Source organism: Halomonas sp. 111, from assembly GCF_052379685.1.
Classification (GTDB): domain Bacteria; phylum Pseudomonadota; class Gammaproteobacteria; order Pseudomonadales; family Halomonadaceae; genus Vreelandella; species Vreelandella citrativorans.
This window is the reverse complement of the sequence record NZ_JBQSYV010000013.1, coordinates 97,200-122,026: the sequence shown is the minus strand read 5'-3', so window position 1 is coordinate 122,026 and position 24,827 is coordinate 97,200. Positions and strand designations below refer to the sequence as shown.

Sequence of the window (24,827 nt, the reverse complement as noted above, 5' to 3'; positions counted from 1 at the left end):
GATAACCCAGATTATGAGCCAGTAATGAGCCGATATGCGGCTCTTTCTGAAGAGTATGCGCAAGTAAGGCAGAGTCTAGAAAGTTCATCTATGAGACATCAAGAGATGCAAATGCAAATGATGGAACTGGAGAAAGAAGTTGCCCATCGCATGAAACTCATTGAACAAGAAAATGCAGCGGACTCGTAAACTAGCCGCTGATTTTGGCGTTAGGCGGTAGAAGGTAAGTTTGAGCAATGGCAAATAATTGGAATATTCCGGACTGGCTGGAAAAAGAGGTCCGAGCCCGAGATACGGAGTGCGTCTATTGCCGCAATGAATTTACCGCCTTTAAAGTCTCAAGAAAATATACGGCAAGCTGGGAGCACATCATCAACGATGGCAGCATCACTACTAAAGAAAATATTGCTCTTTGCTGTTGCGGCTGTAATGCCAGCAAAGGGCAAAAGCAGCTATCCGCATGGCTGCAAACTAAGTATTGCCGAGATCGGAGCATCACTCCTGAAACCGTAGCGCCGGTCATAAAGCAGGCTATTGAGCGTGGCTTGTAGCACAGCGCTTAACAAGTCGCTTTAGTACGCGGCCGATGGCCACCGGACGCCCTTTTCATTGCGGCTTCGCCTCCATTGCAAGGGCGCCGCTAAGCTCAGCGTTATATTCAACTATGAACAACCCCAAGAATCATCATTATATTCCCCAGTCTTATCAGCTTCTATTCTCGCTAGATAGAAAGAACCTGTTTTATCTGGATAAAAAGGACTCGAGAATTCTCGGGCCTGCTGGCCCTAGGAACTTCTGCTCTGAAAACTTTCTTTATTCTCTAACGGGAGAAGCGGCAAAGGCATCTGACTCAACTACATTGATCGAAAATCCAATGCTATCAACAATTGATGGTGCCTTCGCAACTGAAGTGGGAAAGTTGATATCAGATGATCCAGACAAAACCGATGTCAATTTATATAACCTATCAAGGTTCTTCGGATTTTTATCCGCAAGACATCCAAGTCTTATCAAGGAATTTCAGGATGGATTTGATCGGGCGCTTATCGGAGAAATTTTAAAGCATGCAAGGGGTGATAAAGCCGCCAAGGAAAAAGCGCAAGAAATGGGTTTAGACCTGAATGATGACAGCCTTTTTGAGGGTTTATCATTTTCAGAATCACGTAATATGACGCTTGTGAAGATGATGGAGAATGCAGAAGAAAACGCAGCTTGTATCCATGATTCCATGGGCTGGCTATTTCTTTATTCATTCGAAGCCGATGTCCTTCTTTGTGATCAACCATTTATTATAAAAGACGAACCAATTGTAATAGATCAATTATTCAGCGGTGGGGATGAATACTTTGTTCTCATCCCTCTGTCTCAGCAATTATGCTTGGCTCTATCGTCAGTTAAATCGGATATTAAACATACATACATTAATTCGAGTCAAGCGATGGCAATAAATAACTTAATAATAAACAATGCTGAAAGGTGGGTGATCGGACCCACTAAAGAGTCTATCCATGGCTAAAGAATATAACAAACGCAGGCACGGCGACGGTTTTTTCGTTGCGGCTTCGCCTTCACTACAAAGCCGCGCGTGCTGCGGGCGCTATAGCAAATCAAAAATGAAACTACTCATACTAACGATTACTCTATTTTTATCAGGTTGTGTTATTTATCCCATCAATAAGACGCTTCAGCCGGAGGCTGAAATTCTCGTCACCAATGTGGAAGGCAAGCCCATTCAGGATGCTTGGGTGTATTTAATATCAAGCTCCTACCCTTATGGCTTTGAACAAATGAGAAAGGGAGATAAAACCAGTGATAGAGGTGAGGCGAGCTTTCCAGAAATGAAGGAGTGGCGCACTGAATCGCTAATGATTCACGGCTCAAACGTATTTTTTTGGAATTGGTGCGTAGTAAAAGCCGATTTTGAAACACACTCGACCATGTGGAGTAGTGGTGATGGCTTTCAGCCTCAATACGACGTCACTCTTACGCCAGGGGAAAGCACGCCATGCCCAGAAGAGCCAACTAAAATTGGCCGCGGGCTATAACAAGCAAATGTTGCCGGGCTGATTTTAGTTGAGCTCCGGGCTGGCCGCCCGTGCGGGACATGAATGCACGGGCATGGTCGTTCAACGTTTAGATGATCTCCTTGGCGTCGAGTGTGAGAGCATGGCGGTTGAGACCGGTTGGCCAGCACCTTAGGTGAGTTTGGGGAAAAAATGAAAAAGTGGCTACTCATACTGCTCGCTACGCTGTCGCTGTCAGCCGTTGCTGACGACGAGGCGCTTGATTGCAACAATATAAGGAACACGCCCGATACCAATCGGTGCGCGGCTATCGAGTTAGAGGCCGCCGAGGATGTACTTACCCACTATTTGGAAACGAGCATTGAACATAACGCGTCTGACCCTGAGTTAGTCGATGCTATCAAGGTGGCTCAAAAGCAGTGGCAGGCGTATGCCGGAGCCCATTGCGGCTCTGTCTATACGCAGTGGCGCGACGGGACCATTCGCGGCGTCATGGGCATTACGTGCCGTACCCGGTTAACGAAACAGCGAACGCACGACGTCTGGCAAGACTTCCTGACCTATATGGACAGTACTCCGCCGATTTTACCGGAACCCACTACCAAGTAACGCCTTGATCTTTTACATAACGGTACTGCCGTTACGCCCTATAGGCACGTACCATGCTTTCTTCAGTTTGATCGAATGAGGGGGTTACCCAATGCAGACGTTGAGAATTGACCTGGTATCCGATGTAGCATGCCCATGGTGCGCAATCGGCTACCGGCGCCTGGAGCAAGCGCTGGAAACTCTGAAGGGCGAGATCGATATCGAGCTGCACTGGCAGCCCTTCGAGCTCAACCGCGACATGCCGCCCGAAGGCGAGCCGATCCTGGAGCACTTATGCCGTAAGTACGGCAAGGATGCGGCCAGCATGGAGCAGTCCCAGCGTGAGATCATGAAGGTCGCCGAAGAACTGGGATTGAACTTCCGTGGCGCCGTGGAGCGCCGGGCGAACAATACCTTCGCTGCCCACCGGGTGCTGGCGTGGGCCGGAACGCAGAATCTGGAGACGCCCCTGCAATTGGCACTGTTCGATGCCTACTTCGGTGAGGCTAAAAATCCTTCAGACCCAGAGGTTCTTCGCGAGAAGGCCATTGAGGTTGGGCTTGACGGTGACACTGCCGAAGCCATCGCTCGGTCTGATCAGTACGCGGACGAGGTTAGAGCGGCAGAACAGCAGTTCATGGAGGCCGGAGTGAGCGCCGTGCCGGGGTTCATCCTCGACGGCCGCTACCTGATTTCTGGCGCCCAACCCGCTGACGTGCTGGTCGATGCGCTTCGTCAGGTGGCTGAAGAAAACGCGAACGGCTAACGTCTCGCATTAGAGTGGTCACCGAGTCTACTGACTTCAATTCAACTGTGAAAAATGCCCATGACGTCATCACTTCATCGCCTTTACTCTTTTCGTCGCTGTCCCTATGCCATGCGTGCCCGGCTCGGCTTATTGTTTGCTGAGTTACCGGTGGAGCTGCGCGAAATCACATTGAAGAACAAACCGGCCCAGATGCTAGCGATTAGCCCGAAAGGCACTGTGCCTGTTTTACAGCTTTTTGATGGTACTGTGATCGAAGAGAGCCGAGAAATAATGGTGTGGGCGCTTAAGCAACAAGATCCGCAAGGGCTGTTAGATGCGAAGGTTAGGATTCAGGCCAATGCCCTGATCGAGCAAAACGATAATGAATTTAAACATTGGTTGGATCGCTATAAATACGCCGACCGACATCTCGAAATGACCCAGGCAGAGTACCGGCAACGGGGTGAAGCTTTTTTACAGGTTTTAGAGGAGAAGCTGACTCAAAAGCCTTATCTTCTGGGAGATAACGCGACCATTGCTGATATTGGTATCATGCCTTTTATCCGCCAATTCGCCCATGTGGATCGCGATGTTTTTTATAGCCTACCTTATCCGCACCTGCAGCGGTGGCTACAACACTGGTTGGAACACGCGTTTTTTCTGCAGGCCATGACCAAGTTTCATCCATGGCAGGAGGGGGATGACGTGGTGGTTTTTCCATCTTGAAAAGCACTACCTGTTAATACCTTGTCGGCTTTCTCACGAAGGCCATTGAGGTAGGGCTTTATGGCGACGCCGCTGAGGCCATCGCCCGCTCTGATCAGTACGCGCATGACGTTCGTGCGGCAGAGCAGCGCTTCATGGAAGCCGGGGTGAATGCGGTACCGGGTATCATCCTCGGCGGCCGCTACCTGATTTCCGACGCAGGGCTAGTCGATCAATATGGCGCCACACACGTGGCGCCATGTGCCTTGTGGGCTTTACTCGCTCAAACCCACTTTCTCCATAAACGCCCGCGCATGCACATCCACCGCTTTAATAGCGTGAACAATCTGCTTGGGCGTTAGCTCATACGCCAGGTTATGGCTTGATTCACCCTCTTTAAGCGCCGCTTCGGCTACACGATAAAGGTCGTCGTCGCTTGCCTGGTCAAGCTTCAGCGCTTTCAGCGTCACCGGTAGGCCCAGTGCTAGGTAGAGGTCTAAATACTCTTCAAGCTCCGCTTGCGGCGCTTGGTCGAGAATCAGCTGCGCGACCGTGCCGTAGGCTACTTTTTCGCCGTGAGTCAGGTTGTGAATCTCGCCGTGCAGGGCGGTAAAGCCGTTATGAATGGCGTGCGCTGCCGCCAGGCCGCCGCTTTCAAAGCCCAAGCCGCTGAGCAGCGTATTGGCCTCAACCACGGCTTCAAATGAGGGCGTGACGATCTGCGCCTCGTTGGCTTGGTAGGCCAGCATGGCGTGTTCGAAAAGGATGTCTTCGCACTTCTCGCCAATGGTCGCGCCTAGCAACGTGGCTTTACCGCCTGCCATGTTGTTGGCGTTAGCGCGAATGGCGGCGCGTGCTTCAACCCAGGTGGCCAGTGCATCGGCAATGCCCGAGGCCAGAAAACGCGGCGGCGCTTTGCAGATGATGCCGGTATCGACCAGCACCAGGTCGGGGTTCTTGCTGTAGAAGCGGTAGGACTCAAACTCGCCATCGTCACTGTAGATGACTGACAAGGCGCTGGTAGGCGCATCGGTAGAAGCAGTGGTTGGCAGTATGGCACAGGCCGCTTCGAGCTTTTCAGCCACACCTTTGGCAGTGTCGATGGCTTTACCGCCACCAAAGCCGATAACGACATCTGCCTGCTGCTTGCGGCCGAGCTCAACGAGGCGGTCGATTTCGCGGGTAGAAGCCTCACCCTCGAACACTGCGCGCTCGAAACTGACGCCTTCGCCTTCCAGGCTCGCGCTTAGCTCCTTACCCGCGATGTCCCAAACCACATCGTCGGCAATCAGCAGCGCCGTTTTCCCGAGCGCTGACACATAGTGTCCGGCGCGGGCGGTAACACCTTCCCCCTGCACGTAGCGGCCGGGGCTGATAAAGACTTTCTCGTTGATGGCTGTCATGGCAAATCGTCCCTAAAAGAGAGTGGGTTGCCTGACCATTGGTAACACATGAAAGGTGCATGTGTATTGCGTTCGTGTGACTTATTAGCGCTTATGTTGACCGCTGTCAGCCTGGTAGCGGCGCAGAGAGAATCCACATACGTTTTTTCGCGTCAGTGCTGTGGTGACTTCAACCTCGCTAACCTTCTTGCTTTAAAAAAGCCCTTAGCGTATCGCTGGCTTGCTCAATGGATGTCACGCCGTCCAAATGCCCACGGTTGCCTTCCAGAGTTTTCAGCGTGACGTCGTTGCCATCCGCTTCAATCAGCTCGGCGGTTCGGCGCACGCCTTGGGGGGCGAATACCAAATCGTTTTCGCTATACAGCATCAGTGTGGGGGCTTCGATAGCGGCTAGCCCTTCTTCTAACGAGTCGCCGTGGCCCGCCATAAAGGTTTGGTTGGCGCGTACTAAGTAGAGCAGGTGGTTAGCATCGGAAAGCTCCGCACGGGCGGCGGCAATGTCATCCAGCGTTTGCTCGATGGCGTAGCGGGCGCTGATATCCTGGGCGGGGTCGCGCTCCTCATCGGCCCAATCGCGGTTAAAGGTTTCGTTGGCCCACAGCCAATGGTTGGCATTGAGCGTGACAAGTTTGAGTGCTTCTTTTAATCCATCAGTAGGCGGTTCGCCGTCGTAGTAGTTACCCTCGTTCCAATTGGCGTCCACGCGAATTGGCGCGGCCCAGGAACTTAGCGTGGCCAGTAGCCACGGGTCGGCAACGCCGCCGCCGATAACGGGAATCAAACGCTCAACCCGGTCAGGATAGGCGCTGGCCCATTCAATCGCTTGTAGGGCACCCATGGAAGCACCCATCACCGCATGCAGCGATTCAATCCCCTGGCTCTCTAACAGCGCGCGTTGTACTTCGACAAAGTCCCGAATGGTGACCACCGGGAAATCCATGCCCCATGGCTCGCCGGTATCAGGGTTGATAGAGGCAGGCCCGGTGGTCGTGACATTAGGATCATTGGCATTCAGGTTCACCAGCGTATCTGAGGAAATAATGTAGTACTTATCGGTATCTAATGCTTTGCCGGGGCCGATAATCGCGTCCCAATAGCCAGTGGGTTCACCGTCAGCATCATAACGGCCCGCGGCGTGGCTGGTGCCGGAGAAGAAGTGGGTGATCAGAATGGCGTTATCGCGGGCTTCGTTGAGTTCGCCGTAGGCTTCCCAGCCTACTGTCACGTTGGGAATCGTCTCGCCGTTTTGAGCCGTGAAGCTGTCGATCTCAAAGGTTTGTTTCTCGACGACGCCGTCCCATGCCCATAGGGGGGGAAGATATAAGCAGGCCAAGGCCCGCTATCATGAAAGAGGATAGTTGTGTGCGGCGCATGGGGCTTCCTTTGCTGAGAGGTTGTGATTGTTATTGGCTGCTGGTGGCGACCCTACTCAGCATAGTCAGCGCTCGCGTATTTTGAACACATTTCATTTGCTAGCCTGCTGCTGCATCATGCGCTTGGTGACAGACAGGCGTTCGATCAGTTTTTGCTTAAAGCCTCAGGTACTGAAATGCCCATTTATTCAATGAATCCTTAGCCTTGGTTTCAAAGCTGGCGCACAAAAGAGAACTAACAAGATATGAAGTTACTATTCCTTGGCACCTCCGCCGGTGTGCCCACCAAAAGCCGAAATGTGACTGGCATTGCTTTGCGCGAGAGCAAGGGCAAAGGCTGGTACCTGATTGATTGTGGAGAGGGCACCCAGCATCAGGTTTTGCGTACGAAGCTGTCGTTTCATTCATTAAACGCCATTTTGATTACCCATGTGCACGGCGACCACTGCTACGGGCTGCCGGGCATACTGGCGAGCGCGGGAATGAACGGCCGAAAAGCGCCACTTACCATTGTCGCACCCGCAGGCATCAAAGCGTGGTGGGAGGCTACTTGCGAGGCGACGCAGCTAAGCTTGCCTTTCGCGCTGGAATTTATCTGCTCAGATGACCTGCCGAGCATTGAGTTTGAAAACATGGCGGTTGCCACGTTCAAACTCTCCCATGGGGTGGCGTCCTATGCCTATGCGTTGACAGAGAAAAACGTCGACGCTGCCTTGGATATCGAAAAGCTCATCCAGAAGGGGATTCCCAGAGGGCCGTTGTGGGGGCTGTTGAAAAAAGGGGTCGATATTGAGTTCGCGGGTGAGACATTAACAAGCCATGAATTCTTACTCCTCAAACACAGACCCAGAAAAGTGGTCATCGCGGGGGACAATGCCCAGCCTGAGCTGTTGTGGGAAGCGTGCGCAGGGGCGCAAGTGCTGGTGCATGAAGCCACGTATACTCAGGAAATGGCCCAGAAGGCGCTTGAAGTAGGGCATAGCTACGCCAGGCTTGTGGCTGATTTTGCCGAATCGGTAGCGCTGCCCAACCTGGTGCTGACGCACTTTAGCCCGCGTTATCAGCTCAACCCCCTAGCATCGCCCTCTATCGAGGATATCCGCAAAGAGGCCCAAAGCGCCTATTCGGGCGCGCTTTACCTTGCGCGGGATTTTCTCGAATTTAGCCTAGATAAAGCGGGCCACTTTGCTGAAGTGGCGAGCGAATTAAAAGCGCAGCAATAGCTCACAGGTAACGCAGATAGCGTTACGCCTAGGGGCAAGCGCTCCTTGATGTTGTTCGCCGCCGATACCGACAGAGACTGCTTGAAGTGAGGGTTGCCCATCTTTCAATGTTCCATCGAGTATCAGTATTTCATTCGCGTGGCTTTTAAGCTGGTGGCCGTCTGTAAAACAGGTTTGCACCAGGCTTCCAAGGCCCATGATCTGTGCCGTATCAATCCCGTAGCGTTTAGCGGTTGCTGCGATGGCGGCATTGAGGTCTTGATTGGGGCGTAACGTCAGTAAGAGGGCGTTGGGCTTAGCGGCACTGCTGGCGCTCTGGTAAGGCGCAAAAAGAGGAAATCGGGTTTCTTCATCAGCCGTGACGGCCAAATAGGCGCCTTCTATCGCGATACACGACACCTCAATGTCATTGGCTAATATCGACGCGGGCGCTAGCAGATGGCCAACCGCGGTATGCCCATCGCCTCGCTGCCATATCCCGTGGCAATGCAGAAAAGGTTCACCATCACGCAGGCCTACATGAATGCCTGCGGTGTGTATGTTTGCCGGTGGTGATAAACGGTGCGTTTCACTGTACCAGGCGGCATGTTGCCCACTTGGGTCATCGCCCGGGATGACATAGTGAAGCGTTTGCATCGCTGCATTATTGATCGTTAAGTACGCTGACGAGATGGCCTGCTTTTGAAGCGCTTGGACGATGGCGTCATGTAGCGTTTGGCCGCCTTCAAGCGTGAGTGATCGCTCTTGGGTATGGCAGAGCTGCGCCTGGTAGCGCGTTTGTGCAGGCGTGCCAGGGTGCTCGATATAGCCAAGCGTTGACGCATTGCTGGGTGGTGAACTCATGTTGCCTCCTGTAATTCACCACGCTCCGTTAATGTTTCACGAATGAGCTTTTTAGTGATTTTTCCGTAAGCCGTTTTGGGCATTTCTTCCCAGAATACGTAGCTTTTAGGCATCTTGTAGCGAGCAATGCGCTCACCCAGCCATGCATTCAAGGAGGCAGCATCCAGTGGCTGGCCGGGGTAAAGCACACACACGGCCATGCCGACTTCACCCCAAACAGGATCAGGTACGCCCAATACGGCTGTTTCAGAAATGGCAGGATGGCTAAGCAGCTTCTCTTCAATTTCGCGAGGATAAATGTTGGAGCCGCCCGATATATACATATCCGAAACGCGGCCGGTCAGGTAAATGAACCCTTCTTCATCCCGATGGCCCAGGTCGCCCGTTAAAAACCAGCCATCTCGAAAGCTCTTTTGATTGGCTTCGGCGTTATTGTAGTAGCCCGCAAAAACAGCTGGCCCGATGACGGCAATTTCTCCCGTCTCACCGGCGGCTACTTCAGCACCATTGCTATCCTGAATTTGCACCTGCATGCCGGTACGCGAAAAGCCACAGCTCCCTATTTTCATGTGGTTATCGTCAACGTGGTGAAACGCGGGGGGCAGCACCGTTATATTGCCGGTCACTTCTCCAAGCCCGAAATACTGAACCAGTACGGACCCTAATGTTTCCAGTGCTTTCACCTGGTCGGACCGGTACATGGGCGCGCCAGCGTAGACAACGTAGCGTAAGGAGGAGTGGTCATGCCGCTTTACACTGGAGTGCTCAATGAGCATTTTGACAATAGTGGGTACGGTGAATAGGTTGGTCACGTTCCACTTTTCAACAAGCTGCCAAATCGCCTCGGGGTCAAATTTCTCGTCTGCCGGGAGTATGGTTTTAACGCCGTGAGCGACTTGGGCAAGTTGATGAACGCCCGCGCCGTGCGACAGTGGCGCTACGACGATAGACGCGTCAGAGGCGCTGGTTCCTGGCATCAAGTCACATAAATGATTCGTGACAACGAAGGCCATTTGGCCATGGGTCAGTACGGCTGCCTTGGGGCGCCCGGTGGTGCCAGAGGTAAAGAAAAACCACGCAGGGTCATCGCGACTAACCGCGGCGGTTGGTAAGTGCTGGCCTGAAAAGCGTTCAACCAGCGCTTCGTAATCGACGGCGAAATCACTCTCTCCAATCGAGATCGTCACATCAACAAGAGGGGCGCAAGCGGCGGCGTGACGGGGAAAGCTGGCGCCACAAAGCAGGCCTTTTGCCCCAGAGGATTCGGCCAGGTAAGCCACCTCGTCGGGCGACTGACGATAGTTGGTCGGCACCCATACGGCGCCTATTCTCCAACAGGCAAACATCGCTTCAAACATTTGGTGGCAGTTGGAGGACTGAACCAGTAAACGGTCACCCTTTTGCAGGCCCATTTCATGACTGAGCGCGTACGCAAACGCTTGTGAGCGCTCTTCCATCTGTTTCCATGTCCAAGTCTTTTCGCCCCACACAAAGCCAATCTCGTTCGAGAAACGGCGCGAGCTTTCGGTGAGAAGGTGAGACAGGTTCATCACTCGGGTAGAAACAGGCATGACGCTGTTGTGTTCATTCAGGCTCATTTCACACGCTCCAGAATAGACACGTAATTAGTGACCGCCGCGCCGCCCATATTGAAAACACCTGCCAGGTGCGCATTGGGTATTTGCATCTGCTCCGCCTCACCCATTAGCTGCATGGCGGCCATTACATGCATGGAAACACCGGTAGCGCCGATAGGATGACCTTTGGCTTTTAGCCCGCCTGATGGATTGACGGGCAAGGCGCCATCTTTTTGCGTGATACCTTCCTGAATAACACGATAGCCTTCGCCCTTTTTGGCGAGCCCCATGGCTTCGTACTCAAGCAGCTCGGCAATAGTGAAACAGTCGTGTGTTTCGACGAGGGATAAATCCATAATATTGACGTCAGCGCTTGCGAGCGCTTTCTGCCAGGCCATTGACGCCCCACGAAACTCCAATACGTCTCGTCTTGAAAGCGCCATTAAGTCATTGGCTTGCGTTCGCGCTCGAAAGGCAATCGCACGCTTTAATTGAGCGGCCGTTTCGGCATCGGCAATAATCATGGCCGCTGCGCCATCCGAAATGAGCGAGCAGTCTGTGCGACGCAAAGGACCTGCGACCGTCGGGTTGCGCTCAGAAACGGTGGCGCAGAAATCGACGCCGATATCTTTGCGCATTTGGGCATAGGGGTTAAACACACCGTTCGCGTGGTTTTTGGCTGCGATCATGGCGAGTTCGTAGGAGCGGTCCCCATAGGTTTGGAAGTAACGGTCAGCAATTTCGCCGAACACCCCCGCAAACCCCCCCGCAATATGGGCTTCTTCACGGTGATAGCTGGCGCTTAGCAGAATGTTGCCCACTTCAGCAGTGGGCGTTGCCGTCATTTTTTCAGCGCCGATGACCAGGGCGATGCGCCCACGCCCAGACTCTATAAAGTCGAGCGCGCCATGCAGCGCTGCGCTGCCTGTTGCGCAGGCATTTTCGTAACGCGTGGCGGGCGTGTGCGCAAAGCGCTCGTCGCCCATCGCCACCAGGGCTGCTTGGAAGTCCTGAGCCGAGAAACCGTTGTTATAGACACCGACAAAAATGCCGTCGATAGCCTCATGATCGACGCCTGCATGAACGAGCGCATCCTGAACCACGCTTTGCATCAGCGCTTGGGTGTCGGGTTCGGGCAATTTTCCAAAAGGGGAGTGGGCCCAACCGACGATCTGTGCTTTTGTCATTATTTGCTCCTGGCGAGGGGAGTGGGAGATGTTTGATGTCTTGTAAATTCAGCGGCTAACAGATGCTCAATCGCTAACGCCTCTTCTTTTAATCTCGGCACAAGCGTTTGGGAACGACGTGGTTCCTGCATACGGCTCTCTATCGCTGCTAGCGAAAGTGAGCCGGCCAGTACGCCATCAGGCCAACGTAGGGCAATGCCGATTCCCCATGAATCCGCAAACACCAGCCCAGGGTTAACGGCATAGCCCTGCAACCGCGTTTCGTTCACCAGGTTTACCATATGCTCTGGAGCCAGTTGGGGGTACTGCTGTTCAAGGAGCGGGCGTTGTGCATCTAATACGTGGGTAATTTCAGCGTCAGGCAGCGCTGCCAACATGGCGAGTGAGCCTGCGCCTACTCCCAGAGGATGATAGGCGCCTTGCACAAGGGCATGGGTCCGAATGGGATAAACGCCGTCTTCACGATACAGACACAGCGAGAAGTGGCCTCGGCGGATAGAAAGACAGGCGGCATCTTCCGTTCGCTGCGCTAAACGAGCGACATTGCACGTAGCCAGTCGCGTCAGGTTATGTTGCTCGGAAGCTCTGTGGCCCAGCAAATAGGCTTCTGGGCCTAATTGATAATGATGATTAGCGGGCGATTGCTCTACCATTCCTGCATTAATAAGTGCCAGCAGCAATCGTCTTACCGTGGGCTTGTTTAAACCACTGTGCCTGGTTAAATCGGCCAGTGAGCTGCCTTCGGCTTGTCGAGCAATCAGGCTTAATAACCCCAGTGCACGGTCGACGCTTTGTGCACCAGCGGTTGTGCTCTCCGTTATTAAGGCTTTGTGTTCCATATTATGGACCGATTGTTGTTTTAATGGCGCGTGTATTGAGCTTATTTTGCTGATACTTTGACTTTCTGGAGTGCTTTTGGCAAATTTTTATTGTCGTATATATAACGAATGGTCCATATTGTGGATTATAACAATCAAGTGCGTTAGCACGGATACGCCACGAGGAATAGAACATAATGAAACGCCATGCTTTTTTAAAAACTGTCTGGGCCACCTCTGCTGCAAGCTTGCTTTTTGCCAGTGCGGCATCCGCTGAAACATTAAGGCTTTCTCATAACACCGGTGACACCACCACGTGGCATGAAGCCGCTGAACTCTTTAACGACTTGTTAAATGAAGCCTCAGAAGGCGAACTGTCGGTTCGTACGTTTCCTAACTCGCAGTTAGCGGGTGGCGACCAGATGCGCCAGTTTGAAATGGTGGGTAGGGGCGCTATTGATTTAGTGATGACCTCCGCCATTAATGTCACGCCGTTAATACCTGAAATGGCTGTTTTTTCACTGCCTTATCTCTACGACGGTTATGATCAGGTAGACGCCACCATGAACGGCGAGCCGGTTAAGTTGCTTGAAGAGATCATGGATGAAAAGGGCGTTAAGGTGCTGGCCTGGGGTGAAAGCGGTTTTCGTGAACTGACCAATAGTAAACGGCCGATTCGTAGCCCTGACGATATGCGCGGGTTAAATATGCGCGTGGCAGGTCCTATGTATGTTGATGTTATGGATGCATTGGGCGCCAACCCGCAGCAAATGCAGTGGGTCGAGACGATCTCGGCATTGCAGCAAGGCGTTGTTGACGGTCAGGAAAATGGAATTGGTGCCGTTATCATTCCCCAGCGTATTTATGAAGTGCAAGACTATATAACGCTCTGGCACTACTCGTATGACCCTATCTTTTTAGGCATTTCCAAGCAGCGTTGGGAAAGCTTCGATGCTGAAACGCAGGAGATGGTTCAGCAAGCGGCTGACCAGGCCATGGCGCATCAGCTCGCCATTACACGCGAAAATACGGCTGAGGGCGTCGACTTCCTTCGTGAACAAGGCATGGATATTACCGAATTGACCCCGGAAGAGATCGAGGTATTTAGGCAAGCAACGGCACCTGCCTTTGATATCTGGGCTGAAAGAGTCGGTCCTGACATCGTTTCCAGCTTTGTCGAAACGATAGAAAGTTCCAAGCAGCAATAACGAATAGCATTTACTGACAATAACTCTGACTAACCTTAGTCAGAGTTATTGGTGTCAGTATAGGGTCAATGCCTTATGAAATTTATAATTAACGAATTTGAAAAAATAGTATGCACTGGCCTCTTCTTGAGTATGGCGCTACTTGGCTTCGCTAATGTCGTTGTTCGATACGGTACTAACTACTCGCTTGCCGCGACAGAAGAACTTCTTACCAATGGGTTTTTGATATTAACTATTTTTGGCGCGGCGATTGCGGCAAGGCGGGGTGAACACTTGGCGGTAACTGTTCTCTATAACGTATTGCCAAGGCACGCTAAAACAGTCGTCTTTATGTTGTCTGTGCTGCTGTCTGTAACGTTACTATGCATGTCAGCCTATTTCTCCTGGGAAGTGTTAAGCAATCAGTTTAATAGTGGAACCCGCTCTTACGGCCTAGGGTTACCCGCCTGGTACTACCACGTTGCGATACCTTTTGGCTTTATTCTCATTGCTATTCGATTTTTGCAGCGTGCATGGCAAGAAATGAACGGCAACGTGGAACCCACGATCGGAGGCGCAGATGTTTGATATCTTCGGCACGCTTTCGACAGGTTCACAGATGATTAGCGTCTTTTTCCTGCTGCTTTTGTTGAGGGTGCCCGTCGCATTCTCACTCGGTCTGTCCGCTATTTATGCCATGTGGCACATGGGGTTTGGATTAGATCTCGCCGGTGATTTGATTGCGACAGGTATTACCAAATTTTCATTATTAGCGATTCCCTTCTTTATTCTTGCTGGAACGTTGATGGGAAGGCTTGGAATCGCTGACCGGATGATCCGATTTTTCAGAGTACTGGTGGGTGGTCTTCCCGGTGGAATGGGCATCGTCGGTACGGTCGTTTGTTTGTTTTGGGGTGCTGTTAGCGGTTCTGGCCCGGCATCGGTTGCCGCCATTGGGCCCATGATCATAAAAGGCATGGAAGAAGACGGCTACCGCAAGGCCTATGCTGCAGGTTTGGTGTGTACGGGCGCGGCCTTGTCGATCGTTATCCCGCCTTCTATCGGGTTGGTGATTTACGGCGTTATTGCTGAAACCTCAATATCGAAGCTGTTTATGGCTGCCATTTTACCTGGCCTGATGATGGGCGGTTTAATGATAGTGACCCTGCCGTGGGGGCGCGTGAAAAACGCGGGAGCTGCGGGATCATCGGGCCTGTCATCTGAACCTTCCGTTATGTCGATGGGCGATAACCCTTACCCGCAACTGGGCTATGCAGGTCGATTATGGGCTTCCTTTAAAGACTCTTTTTGGGGCTTGCTCACGCCGGTCGTTATTTTGGGAGGGATATACGCCGGTGTGTTTACCCCTACGGAAGCCGCATTAGTGGCCACTATCTATGCGTTGCTGGTGGGTGCGGTCATCTATAAAACATTAAGCATCAAAAAATTGTATGAATCCGTTAGTGATGCGGCGGCATCGTCTGCCGTCGTTATGCTGGTGGTTGCTTACGCAAGCCTGTTTGGTTGGGTGGTGACGGTTGATGACCTGGTAGGCACTTACTCTTCCATGTTGTTAGGCATGAGCAACAATGAGTGGGTTGTTTTATTGGTTATCATGCTGATCCTGCTGATTATTGGCATGTTTATGGATGCGGTAACGGTGATGTTTATTTCGTTACCGGTGTTTCTTCCTATTGTGCACCAGCTTGGCTGGGACCCTGTCTGGTTTGGTGTTTTGGTGATGATTAACCTCTCCATTGGCCTGATAACACCACCTGTGGGTATTAATCTTTATGTCGCTGCGAATGTGACAGGTCTTTCCATTGAAAAAATAGCGCGAGGCACCTTTATTTGTGTTGGCGCGTGTTTGGTAGGGCTCGCATTAGTGGCTTTTTTCCCGCAGATATCCATGCTTTTGGTCAGTCAATAATAACGAGAGAAGAGGTGCTTGATGGTCACTAAAAAAGTTGCCGTTGTAACCGGTGGTGCGCGGGGAATCGGGCTTGCTGCCGTAGAGATTTTTCTTGCAAAGGGTTATGACGTAGCCGTGGTGGACATGAGCTACACGGTTGCCAGCGAATTGGCCGAGACGTACAGCGGCGTATTGCCAGTCGAATGTGATGTTTCTAACCCTGATGATGTTAGCGCCATGGCTGCGGTCATCGAGCGCCAATATGGGCGTGTCGACGCGCTAGTCAATAACGCAGGAATAGCCGCTCTTCATCCGATAGAGGAGACTGGCTTTGATAGTTGGAAAAAAATCATGTCGGTGAACCTGGACGGCACCTTTCTTGTCACGCAGGCCCTGACGCCGCTGATGAAAAAGGTATCCGGAGCGATTGTTAACGTAGCTTCTATCGCGGGTTTGCGCGCCAGTACGTTAAGAACGGCTTATGGTACGTCCAAGGCGGCGGTTATTCATTTAACCAAGCAGCAGGCAATGGAGTTGGGCGAGCACGGTATAAGAGCCAACTGTGTGGCGCCTGGGCCCGTAGAGACGGAGCTATTGGCAAAACTGGTGGAAGCCGCGCCGGAAATGAAAGCAAGCTACCTTGAGACCATACCTCTTAACCGGTTTGGCCAAGAGAAAGAAATAGCCGAGGTGATTGCCTTTTTATGCTCCCCGGAGGGCGGGTATGTCACGGGGCAGACAATTGCGGTTGACGGTGGTTTTCAGTCAGCGGGAGTGGGGCTCACCGCCTTACGAAGTGCTAATAACCCGTAAGTAGCTGGCGCAAGCTCCACTCTTGGCAGCATGCGCCACTGCGTTTACCGACCGGTTATGAAATAAATCTATCCCTTCTTAAACGGATTCAACCCATTGGCCTGTTGCATCATCATGCGCTTGGCGAGTGGGAAGCGTTCGGCCAAATGCAGGCTTAGATCACCCAACTGGCGCAGCGGTTTGGCACCGGTGAACAGGTGGTGGAAGCTGTCGGTCGCGGCGATCATGGCCTGGTTTGCCACGCGGCGCTGGCACTCGAAACGGTGCAGGTTAATGTGGTCGCCCGGGTCGCGGCCTTTAATAACCATCTCGGCCAATGTATCGGCATCGTGCAGGCCAATATTTAACCCTTGGCCTGCCAGCGGATGAACCACATGGGCAGCATCGCCAATTAACGCCAAGCGCTTGCCGATATAGCGGCGGGCGTGCTGGCGTTTAATCGGGAAGCTGGCGCGAGCGACAATGCGGGTCAGTTTGCCCAGCCGCTTGGGGTACGCGTTTTCAATCGCCGCTTTAAGCGCGTCGTCATCCAGCGCTTCGCGGGCTTTGGTCGTCTCATCATGGTCGTACCATACTAACGATGCCCGATGGCCGGGTAGCGGCAGCATGGCGATGGGCCCGGTCGGCGTAAAGTATTGCCAACTCACATCCTGCTGAGGAAGCGCTGTTTCCACGTTCACAATCAGCGCCCGCTGATGGTAGTTATGGCTAGTAACCTCGATGCCCGCTAGCTGGCGTAGCGTTGAACGCGCGCCGTCGGCACCGACCACCAGGCGCGCGCTCAGCATCTTGCCGTTATCCAGTTCGACCACCCGCTTGTCGCCAGCAATCAGCGTATTGATAGGTGCGCAGTGGGTATAACAGGTAACGCTGGGCAGCTCTTGAAGGCGCTGCCAAAGGGTGTACTGAAGCGTTCGGTTTTCAATAAACAGGCCAAAATCGTCCATGCCGCTATCATTGGCAGAGAACACGCTATGCCCAGTGCCGTCCAGGTTGGAGACATCGATATGGCGGAAGGGGCAGCAGCGTTCCTGGGGCAGTTCTGTACCGCTAAGCTTAACAAACGCCAGCGAGCGGGCGTTTAACGATGAAATACGCAGGTCATAATCGCCGCTCATGGGGGTAGGCTCGGCACCTCGCTCGATCAGTCCGATAGCGTAGCCCGCGTTACCCAACCGGGCCGCCAGCGCGGCTCCCACCATACCGCCGCCAACAATAATAATATCGTGATCGCTCTGCATGAGGCGCTCCTTCAATGCGTAGTCAGGCATCGCTGCTAAGTACGCTGAGACCAGGTACGTTAAGACCAAGTACGTTGCATGTGCCCATAATGTCCTACAGTATCGTCGAGATAGGGGAAACTTGCCTAGGGCATCAATTGACGCAGGCCGTGGAAATGGAAAAAAGTGTGGCCCAAGCGGGGTTTGAACTTGCTCGCTTTATCGAGCAGCACCCCAGGTTGTGGGTAATTACCGGCGCGGGTGTGAGTACCGATAGCGGTATTCCCGACTACCGCGACGCTAACGGGCAGTGGAAACGGCCACCTCCTGTTCAGCACGGCGACTTTATGGCATCGCTCAGCGTGCGTCAGCGCTATTGGGCGCGTGCGCTGGTCGGATTTAAAGCGCTCCGCGAAGCCCAAATAAGTGGCGCTCACCAGGCGTTGGCAGCGCTGGAGGCGATGGGGTTTGTAGAGCTTTTGGTAACGCAGAACGTTGACCGCCTTCATCAGCGGGCAGGTTCAAAGCGTGTCATCGACCTGCACGGCCGGGCGGATCTGGTGACGTGCATGACCTGCCATTACCAGATGATGCGCCACGCCATGCATAGCGAAATGGCGCGCATGAACCCTGCCTTTGCGGTACTTAATGCCACGCACGCGCCGGATGGCGACGCTGACCTGGAAACCGATTTCAGTACGTTTCGCGTGCTTGATTGCCCGCGTTGCGGCGGTATTTTAAAGCCGGACGTGGTTTATTATGGCGACGTGGTGCCTGCAGAGCGTCGCCAAGCGGCGCAGGCTGGCTTGAACAAGGCGGATGCGGTGCTGGCCGTAGGCACGTCGTTAATGGTGTTTTCGGGCTACCGCTTCTGTCGTGATGCTCATTCCATGGGCTTGCCCATTGCCTCGCTGTCGCTGGGTGTTACCCGGGCAGATACGCTACTCAGCCATCAATGGCGCGCCCCATTAACGCCGGTATTAACCCATGCTGTTAAGCGGTTGACGCTGGGTCAGCGCGCTTTGGATACCCACGGGTTGCCTTCCAGCCAAAACCGCCAGGGCGCATCACGATCATGAGGCTCGGCGTAGTCGATGCCGACACGCGGACCGCTGGCAATGGGCGTCGAGTGGCTGCCTGCACATACCCACAACTGCTCGGCGCGCGTCATATCGTGGCCGTAAAGTGCTTTATCCACGCCAAGTGCCCGGGTGAGTTTGCCGGGCCCGTTACATAATTGCCTGCCCGGTATACTGCGCCGCTCGCGCATGGCGTGTTCGTTAAGTACGGGTTCAACAGCGCGGATCAGCACCGCACAAGGCGAGCCTTCAGGCTCGGTAACGATATTAAGCAGCCAGTGCATGCCATACACCAGGTACACGTAGGCGTGACCGGGCTGGCCGAACATCGCCGCCGTGCGAGGCGTTAATCCACGGTGGGCATGGCAGGCTGAGTCGTGGGCGCCGCAATAAGCTTCGGTTTCAACAATACGCACCGCCATTTGAACGCCGTCTATGACACGCACTAACCAGCAACCTAACAGGTCGTTGGCGACGGCGACGGTATCGCGTTGATAGAAGTCGCGTGCCACTGGAGGCAAAGGTAACCCGTGAAGAGAGGACATTATCTCACCGCCTGCTTGAGTGAACTGCTAGGGTATTAGGAGATAACGCCCAATGATAGAGGAGGTGACTGTGCTGACGTTTGAGCATTTTTACAAAACACTACCTGAGCCGCTGTGGATGGCGTGCCAGCCCACGCCGGTAAAAGCGCCCAGCTTAATTGCCTTTAATCACTCCCTTGCTCAAACCCTGGGGGCGAGTGAGGTGCCTGATAACGCCACGCTGGCGCAGTGGTTTAGCGGCAATACGCTGCCCCCAGGCGCGGACCCTATTGCGCTTGGCTATGCGGGCCACCAGTTTGGTAATTTTGTCTCTCAGTTGGGGGATGGCCGGGCACTTTTGCTGGGCGAAGTGGTAGACGAGCAGGGCCAGCGGCGGGATATACAGCTGAAGGGCAGCGGGCGAACTCCTTTTTCACGCGGCGGTGATGGCCGCTCGCCCTTGGGGCCTGTGCTGCGTGAGTACCTGGTCAGTGAATTTATGGCGGCGATTGGCGTACCCACTACGCGGGCGCTGGCCGCGGTAGCCAGCGGAGAGGTGGTTAGACGCCAACTACCTGAGCCAGGGGCTGTTTTTACCCGGGTGGCTCGCAGCCACGTGCGCGTTGGCACCTTTCAGTTTGCTGCGGTGCTGCGTAATGAACAGACCCTAAAAGCCCTGGCGGATTACGCGATTGAGCGCCACTACCCAGACGCGGCCCAAGCCGATGATCCTTACCTGGCACTGCTGGAGGCGGTTGTTGCCCGCCAAGCCGCGCTGGTGGCGCACTGGATGAGCGTAGGCTTTATCCACGGTGTGATGAATACTGATAACACCAGCATCACCGGGGAGACCATTGATTACGGTCCCTGTGCCTTTATGGAGCAGTTTGATCAGCAAAAGGTGTTTAGCTCTATTGACGAGGCCGGCCGCTACGCCTTTGGCAATCAGCCCGCGATTGCCCAATGGAACCTGGCCCGCCTGGCGGAAACGTTACTGCCGCTAATGCAGGCGCAGGGCGATGAGGCGGTGGAGCAGGCAACGCAAGCCATTCATCGTTTTACCGATATACATGCCGATGAGCAGCGCAAGCGTCAGGCGGATAAGCTAGGGCTTTCGTCTGATAGCGAGCAAGCCAATACGCTGATGGCGTCGCTTGAAATCCAAATGGCCCAAGGCAAGATGGATATGACGGCAACCTTTGACGCGCTGACCCAGTACGCCGCCTCACCGGGTGCCCAAACTCATGATGCCGTGCTTGCGTTAACCACTCAGCCTGACGCCTTGGGCGCGTGGATAGAAGCCTGGCAGGCCGAGTGTGTTGCTCATCAGGATGTAGCGCGTTGGGAGGCGATGCGGCACGCCAATCCGGTCGTTATTCCGCGTAATCACCGCGTTCAGGAAGTGATTAATGCCGCTTACGAGGGCGACTACGCACCTTTTCATACCTTGCTTGCAGCGGTGACTAAGCCCTTCGAGGATTCACCGGAAGCGCGCCGCCTGGCCGTTCCCGCCACCAGCAGCGAACAAGTATTGAGAACATTCTGCGGGACCTGAACAGGAAAAACCTGTGATAAACTGTGTTTTTTTACAGGTGAGAAGGGTGGCCAGTGCGCAAAATTATCCACTGCGACTGTGACTGCTTTTACGCGGCGGTAGAAATGCGCGACAACCCGGCGCTCAAGGATATTCCCATTGCCATTGGGGGGAGCGTCGAGCAGCGCGGGGTGGTCGCAACCTGCAATTATCCCGCCCGCGAATACGGCATTCATTCCGCCATGCCGATGGCTCAGGCACTGAAACGCTGCCCACATTTAACGCTTATCCGTGGTGATATGGCCAAGTACAAGGAAGTGGCGCGCCAGGTCTTTGCGATTTATCGCGAGGTGACCGATTTAATCGAACCGCTGTCGTTGGACGAGGCGTTTTTGGATGTCTCCGAAGTGACGCTGCACCAGGGCAGTGCCACGCGCATGGCGCAGGCGATCCGCGAGCGGGTTCGACGGGAGGTAGGCATCACCGTGTCGGCGGGGGTGGCACCCAACAAGTTCCTCGCCAAAATCGCCAGCGACTGGAACAAGCCGGACGGCCTGTGTGTGATTACGCCTGATGAAGTGGAGCACTTTGTGCAGGCGCTGCCGGTGAAAAAGATTCATGGAGTGGGCCCACGCACCGCTGAAAAGATGGCGCGGCTGGATATCCATACCTGCGCTGACCTGCGTGCTCGCCCACTTACAGAGCTAGTGGAACAGTTTGGCCGCTTTGGTAAACGCTTGCACGAGCTAAGCCTTGGCCATGACGAGCGGCCGGTTAAAACCCATCGTGAGCGTAAATCGGTAAGTACCGAGCAGACCTATGCCAAGGACCTGCCCACGCTTGCGGAGTGCCGCCAACAACTCCCTGTGCTGTTAGAAGATTTAGAGCGCCGCTATGCCCGCTTGGACCCACCGCCTGGCGTAAGAGGGTTAATGGTCAAGGTGAAGTTTAACGATTTTACCCAAACCACGGTGGAGCATGCCGACCCCGCGCCCAACCTTGAGCAGTTCGAGACGCTGTTGAATGTTGGTTGGGCGCGCGGCGAGCGCCCGGTGCGTCTGCTGGGGGTGGGGTATCGCCTGGCAGAAGCCGCACCGGCCGAGCAGCTCTCTCTGTTTTAGAAATCAGCGGCTACCGATATTTTGTTAGCCTGTTAAACCTTATGTCGATTGACGCTCTTTAGTCCGCACGTTAAAACGGTTGTATGAAAACGCTTGTATGAGAAAGATTGTATGAAAACGGTATTGCCACGTGTACTGGCGACCATAACGGCGGCGTTAAAGGCCCAAGAGTTTTTTTATGACAACAACCCCCGTACGGCCTCATCTGATGTTTGCCCATGCCAATGGGTTTCCTGGGCTGAGCTATAAAAGCCTGCTCGAACCCTTGGCCGATACCTTTGAGATCCACCCCGTAGATCGGCTAGGGCATCATCCGGACTACCCGGTGAACCACAATTGGGCCAACCTGGTGGATGAGCTATTAAGCTATCTGCCGGATACCGAAGCACCCCTGCTAGGCGTGGGGCATTCGCTGGGCGGCACGCTGATGGCCATGGCGGCCGACAAGCAGCCCGAGCGTTTTTGCGGGGTGATCCTGCTCGACCCGCCGTTGATGCTGGGAGCCGATGCCTGGGCCATGAAAGTGGCCAAGCGTTTTGGTTTTATAGATCGCATCACACCGGCAGGTAAGACCCAGGGCCGGCGCAGCGTATGGCCAAGCCGCGAGGTGATGGCTAAATCCTTAAGCCAGCGCGGCCTCTTTAGCCGCTTTACCCCGGCAGCGCTTAACGACTACATTGAAGCAGGTACCCGGCTTTTAGAGGATGGCAGCGCAGAATTGACGTTTGATCCGCGTGTCGAGGTGGAGATTTTTCGCCACTTGCCGGACCACCTTTCGCGCTTGCCGAGCCGGGTAGGCGTGCCGCTGGCGATTATTGCCGGTCAGGAGTCGGATTTGCTTACCGCAGCGCGTATCAAACGTTTGAAGCGGAAAGGCTTAACCGTGAGCGACACGCTAGGAACCCATATGTTTCCGATGGAGCACCCCGACGAAACACGGTTAGCCATTCTGGCCGCTTGGCAGCGCTTTTCGAGCGCAGCGGGTAGGCCACCACACACAGCGTAAGGAGGCGTTATGTATCTTTCTGTGCAGCTTAGCTACTACCCGCTGGGCAATGATGTTAAACCGCTGGTAAAAGACGTGGTCAAGCGCCTTGAGGCGACGGGGCTAGAGGTGTATCCCAACCGCATGAGCACTCAGATATTTGGTGAGTTCGATGCGGTGATGGCAGCCTTGAGCGATGTGATGAAATGGTCGTTTGAGACCTACGGCAAAGCGGTATTTACGGCCAATTTCCTGGAGGGCGATCGACGACCCCGTGATTGAGTTACGGCCTATCTTCCCAGATCCGTTATCACGCAGTGTCGCTATTTGACGCTTTTATGTCGCTATAGGAAACAGTTGGCTGGCCAATGAATGTAGTTTAAGAAATACCTTCAATAATAAATAGTAGGATCATTGAATGATTTCTAAAGCTGCTGCGAAAAAAAATGGGCTTAAGCCGGTAATAAACACATCTCTTCTATTAGGTTCGTTACTGGTGAGCGGCTACGCTTTTGCTCAGTCAGCTAATATGGACTTTTCCAATGAATATAATGCGAACTCCATACACGCCCAAGGCGATGCCTATTTTATTGATAAAGTAGGAGAGCTTACGGATGGCGATATCAATATTACGCTACATACGGGTGGTGCTTTAGGCTTTAATTCAGGTGACCACTTTTATGCCGTTGCCGATGGCGCCGTTGATATAGCCGATACGCTTTCGGGTACCATGAGTGGGATTGACTCTATCTTCCTGCTCTCTTCCTTGCCCTTTATTGTTGAAAACGTCGAAGATGCGCGACGTTTATATGAAATAGCGAAACCTCATTACGAAGAAGTCTTTGAAGATAATGGCCAGATACTGCTTTATGCATCACCTTGGCCGCCGAGCGGCGTCTGGTCCAAGACGGCAATAGAGAGTCCGGGTGACCTGGAAAGCTTAAAAATCCGCACCTTTGATCGCAGTGGAACGGAAACTTTCCGCAATGTAGGCGCTTCACCCGTCAGCCTGTCCTGGGGAGATGTAGTGCCTCAGTTGGCTACCGGTGGAATCAGTGCTGTATTAACCTCGGCAGAGGCGGGCGCGAATGGCAGTTTCTGGGAGCATCAGAACCATTTTGCGGGAGTTCAATATGCTATCCCGCTCAATATGGTACATATGAATAAAGGTGTATTTGAGGCATTGAGCGCTGAACAGCAAGATGCACTTCTTGAAGCCGCCAACCTCACTGACCAGCACAATTGGGCGGCTGTTGAGACCCGTACCGAAGAAAACTATCAAACGCTTGGTGAGCATGATGTAACCATCAATGATCCGGTGTCAGCTGAGTTGCTTAGCGCGCTTTCGGACGCATCAGCCAGCGTTATTGAGAATTGGCTACAAAACACTGGTGATGTGGGGCAATCAATCCTGGTTGAGTTTAGAGGCGAGCAATGATGTTTCTGAAGAGCATGGAGCGAGTCTCCATGCTGCTTAATAGAATCGGCGCTGTGATTGCCATCGTACTGATTATTTATATGCTGGCCCATATTCTTCTGGAGATAGCGCTGAGATTTTTTGGCCAATCCACCTATATCCTGGATGAGTATATTGGCTATGCCGTTGCCACCATGTCGTTTCTAGGCCTTCCTTACGTACTTGAGAAAGGTGGGCTGATCAGAGTCTCCCTTCTGCTTGAACGTATCCCTATGAATAAGCGGTGGCCGCTTGAGCTCTTCAGTAGCCTGGTAGCCGCTGGCTGCTTTCTATGGATATCTACGTTCTGGCTGCAGAACGTTCAGCGGAGTTTTAGCCGAGGGGTGGTCAGTGAGACGCTCGCTGAAACGCCTATCTGGATACCCGAGGGCGCGATACTGATTGGTATGTGGCTGATCTCTTTTTCGCTTCTTGTCAGAGCCCTGAAAATACTGATGTTGCGCTCTCAGTATTTGCCTGTAGCTGAATAAGATTTAACTGATGGGA

General features: G+C 53.5%; 27 protein-coding genes. 19 read left to right on the top strand and 8 right to left on the bottom strand.

Features of this window, described 5'->3' with window-relative positions:
- From ACT3T7_RS11485 to ACT3T7_RS11455, 7 genes are all read left to right on the top strand, one after another.
- Window positions 1-189: hypothetical protein (locus ACT3T7_RS11485; RefSeq protein ID WP_444631123.1), on the top strand; the 189-nt coding region annotated here is incomplete at its 5' end.
- Window positions 190-236: 47 nt separating this feature from the next.
- Window positions 237-551 carry a hypothetical protein gene (locus tag ACT3T7_RS11480; protein WP_444631122.1) on the top strand — a complete coding sequence of 105 codons (315 nt, stop codon included), beginning with the start codon at window positions 237-239 and terminating at the stop codon, window positions 549-551.
- A 35-nt stretch (window positions 552-586) separates the two neighbouring features.
- On the top strand, window positions 587-1,516 hold the full coding sequence (locus ACT3T7_RS11475; RefSeq protein WP_444631121.1) for a DUF4238 domain-containing protein: 930 nt from the start codon (window positions 587-589) through the stop codon (window positions 1,514-1,516).
- Entirely contained in the window at window positions 1,509-2,045 is a 537-nt protein-coding gene (locus ACT3T7_RS11470; RefSeq protein ID WP_444631120.1) for a hypothetical protein, read from the top strand. The genes ACT3T7_RS11475 and ACT3T7_RS11470 overlap by 8 nt, the downstream gene beginning before the upstream one ends.
- Window positions 2,046-2,216: 171 nt before the next feature.
- The gene (locus tag ACT3T7_RS11465) at window positions 2,217-2,633 is read left to right on the top strand and encodes a lysozyme inhibitor LprI family protein (RefSeq protein ID WP_444631119.1); all 417 of its coding nucleotides are present in this window, start codon (window positions 2,217-2,219) and stop codon (window positions 2,631-2,633) included.
- Window positions 2,634-2,724: 91 nt separating this feature from the next.
- On the top strand, window positions 2,725-3,378 hold the full coding sequence (locus ACT3T7_RS11460; protein ID WP_444631118.1) for a DsbA family oxidoreductase: 654 nt from the start codon (window positions 2,725-2,727) through the stop codon (window positions 3,376-3,378).
- A gap of 60 nt (window positions 3,379-3,438) precedes the next feature.
- Complete coding sequence (locus ACT3T7_RS11455; protein WP_444631117.1) at window positions 3,439-4,086, top strand: glutathione S-transferase; 648 nt, start codon at window positions 3,439-3,441, stop codon at window positions 4,084-4,086.
- A gap of 254 nt (window positions 4,087-4,340) precedes the next feature.
- On the opposite strand, the gene ACT3T7_RS11450 is transcribed toward ACT3T7_RS11455, so the two are convergent.
- Window positions 4,341-5,468 (bottom strand): glycerol dehydrogenase, encoded by a 1,128-nt coding sequence (locus ACT3T7_RS11450; protein WP_444631116.1) that lies wholly within the window; start codon window positions 5,466-5,468, stop codon window positions 4,341-4,343.
- A 178-nt stretch (window positions 5,469-5,646) separates the two neighbouring features.
- Complete coding sequence (locus ACT3T7_RS11445; RefSeq protein WP_444631115.1) at window positions 5,647-6,801, bottom strand: E22 family MetX-like putative esterase; 1,155 nt, start codon at window positions 6,799-6,801, stop codon at window positions 5,647-5,649.
- 285 nt (window positions 6,802-7,086) lie between these two features.
- Here ACT3T7_RS11445 and ACT3T7_RS11440 point away from each other — a divergent pair, with 285 nt between their 5' ends.
- Entirely contained in the window at window positions 7,087-8,064 is a 978-nt protein-coding gene (locus ACT3T7_RS11440; RefSeq protein WP_444631114.1) for a ribonuclease Z, read from the top strand.
- On the opposite strand, the gene ACT3T7_RS11435 is transcribed toward ACT3T7_RS11440, so the two are convergent.
- The 4 genes from ACT3T7_RS11435 to ACT3T7_RS11420 are packed head-to-tail and all read right to left on the bottom strand — an operon-like array spanning window position 8,047 to window position 12,510.
- The gene (locus ACT3T7_RS11435) at window positions 8,047-8,907 is read right to left on the bottom strand and encodes a hypothetical protein (RefSeq protein WP_444631113.1); all 861 of its coding nucleotides are present in this window, start codon (window positions 8,905-8,907) and stop codon (window positions 8,047-8,049) included. The two genes, ACT3T7_RS11440 and ACT3T7_RS11435, sit on opposite strands and share 18 nt — an antisense overlap.
- Window positions 8,904-10,505 carry an acyl-CoA synthetase gene (locus ACT3T7_RS11430; protein WP_444631112.1) on the bottom strand — a complete coding sequence of 534 codons (1,602 nt, stop codon included), beginning with the start codon at window positions 10,503-10,505 and terminating at the stop codon, window positions 8,904-8,906. Before ACT3T7_RS11430 ends, ACT3T7_RS11435 begins: the two co-directional genes overlap by 4 nt.
- A complete protein-coding gene (locus ACT3T7_RS11425) occupies window positions 10,502-11,671 on the bottom strand; it encodes an acetyl-CoA acetyltransferase (protein ID WP_444631111.1) in 1,170 nt (389 codons plus the stop codon). The genes ACT3T7_RS11430 and ACT3T7_RS11425 overlap by 4 nt, the downstream gene beginning before the upstream one ends.
- On the bottom strand, window positions 11,671-12,510 hold the full coding sequence (locus ACT3T7_RS11420) for an IclR family transcriptional regulator (RefSeq protein WP_192526545.1): 840 nt from the start codon (window positions 12,508-12,510) through the stop codon (window positions 11,671-11,673). The genes ACT3T7_RS11425 and ACT3T7_RS11420 overlap by 1 nt, the downstream gene beginning before the upstream one ends.
- A gap of 176 nt (window positions 12,511-12,686) precedes the next feature.
- Between ACT3T7_RS11420 and ACT3T7_RS11415 the strand changes: the two genes are divergently transcribed.
- From ACT3T7_RS11415 to ACT3T7_RS11400, 4 genes are all read left to right on the top strand, one after another.
- The gene (locus tag ACT3T7_RS11415; protein WP_192526546.1) at window positions 12,687-13,697 is read left to right on the top strand and encodes a DctP family TRAP transporter solute-binding subunit; all 1,011 of its coding nucleotides are present in this window, start codon (window positions 12,687-12,689) and stop codon (window positions 13,695-13,697) included.
- Window positions 13,698-13,772: 75 nt separating this feature from the next.
- Entirely contained in the window at window positions 13,773-14,264 is a 492-nt protein-coding gene (locus ACT3T7_RS11410) for a TRAP transporter small permease (RefSeq protein ID WP_192526547.1), read from the top strand.
- Entirely contained in the window at window positions 14,257-15,606 is a 1,350-nt protein-coding gene (locus ACT3T7_RS11405) for a TRAP transporter large permease (protein ID WP_193055310.1), read from the top strand. The genes ACT3T7_RS11410 and ACT3T7_RS11405 overlap by 8 nt, the downstream gene beginning before the upstream one ends.
- A gap of 21 nt (window positions 15,607-15,627) precedes the next feature.
- Window positions 15,628-16,401: an SDR family NAD(P)-dependent oxidoreductase gene (locus ACT3T7_RS11400; RefSeq protein ID WP_193055311.1), complete on the top strand. Its 774-nt coding sequence runs from the start codon at window positions 15,628-15,630 to the stop codon at window positions 16,399-16,401.
- Window positions 16,402-16,469: 68 nt separating this feature from the next.
- Here ACT3T7_RS11400 and ACT3T7_RS11395 read toward each other — a convergent pair whose 3' ends face one another.
- Window positions 16,470-17,642 (bottom strand): UbiH/UbiF/VisC/COQ6 family ubiquinone biosynthesis hydroxylase, encoded by a 1,173-nt coding sequence (locus ACT3T7_RS11395; RefSeq protein ID WP_444631110.1) that lies wholly within the window; start codon window positions 17,640-17,642, stop codon window positions 16,470-16,472.
- A 155-nt stretch (window positions 17,643-17,797) separates the two neighbouring features.
- Here ACT3T7_RS11395 and ACT3T7_RS11390 point away from each other — a divergent pair, with 155 nt between their 5' ends.
- On the top strand, window positions 17,798-18,700 hold the full coding sequence (locus tag ACT3T7_RS11390) for an NAD-dependent protein deacetylase (protein ID WP_444631124.1): 903 nt from the start codon (window positions 17,798-17,800) through the stop codon (window positions 18,698-18,700).
- Here ACT3T7_RS11390 and ACT3T7_RS11385 read toward each other — a convergent pair.
- Window positions 18,634-19,245 (bottom strand): DNA-3-methyladenine glycosylase, encoded by a 612-nt coding sequence (locus tag ACT3T7_RS11385; RefSeq protein ID WP_172118649.1) that lies wholly within the window; start codon window positions 19,243-19,245, stop codon window positions 18,634-18,636. The two genes, ACT3T7_RS11390 and ACT3T7_RS11385, sit on opposite strands and share 67 nt — an antisense overlap.
- A gap of 52 nt (window positions 19,246-19,297) precedes the next feature.
- Here ACT3T7_RS11385 and ACT3T7_RS11380 point away from each other — a divergent pair, with 52 nt between their 5' ends.
- From ACT3T7_RS11380 to ACT3T7_RS11355, 6 genes are all read left to right on the top strand, one after another.
- Window positions 19,298-20,779 (top strand): protein adenylyltransferase SelO, encoded by a 1,482-nt coding sequence (locus tag ACT3T7_RS11380; protein WP_444631109.1) that lies wholly within the window; start codon window positions 19,298-19,300, stop codon window positions 20,777-20,779.
- A 53-nt stretch (window positions 20,780-20,832) separates the two neighbouring features.
- Window positions 20,833-21,879, top strand: a complete 1,047-nt coding sequence (gene dinB, locus ACT3T7_RS11375; protein ID WP_444631108.1) for a DNA polymerase IV — start codon at window positions 20,833-20,835, stop codon at window positions 21,877-21,879.
- A gap of 178 nt (window positions 21,880-22,057) precedes the next feature.
- The gene (locus tag ACT3T7_RS11370; RefSeq protein ID WP_444631107.1) at window positions 22,058-22,885 is read left to right on the top strand and encodes an alpha/beta fold hydrolase; all 828 of its coding nucleotides are present in this window, start codon (window positions 22,058-22,060) and stop codon (window positions 22,883-22,885) included.
- A 9-nt stretch (window positions 22,886-22,894) separates the two neighbouring features.
- On the top strand, window positions 22,895-23,146 hold the full coding sequence (locus ACT3T7_RS11365; RefSeq protein ID WP_193055317.1) for a thiamine-binding protein: 252 nt from the start codon (window positions 22,895-22,897) through the stop codon (window positions 23,144-23,146).
- Between the two features lie 136 nt (window positions 23,147-23,282).
- Complete coding sequence (locus ACT3T7_RS11360) at window positions 23,283-24,302, top strand: TRAP transporter substrate-binding protein (protein ID WP_444631106.1); 1,020 nt, start codon at window positions 23,283-23,285, stop codon at window positions 24,300-24,302.
- A 29-nt stretch (window positions 24,303-24,331) separates the two neighbouring features.
- Window positions 24,332-24,811, top strand: a complete 480-nt coding sequence (locus tag ACT3T7_RS11355; RefSeq protein ID WP_444631105.1) for a TRAP transporter small permease — start codon at window positions 24,332-24,334, stop codon at window positions 24,809-24,811.
- Window positions 24,812-24,827: the final 16 nt, after the last annotated feature.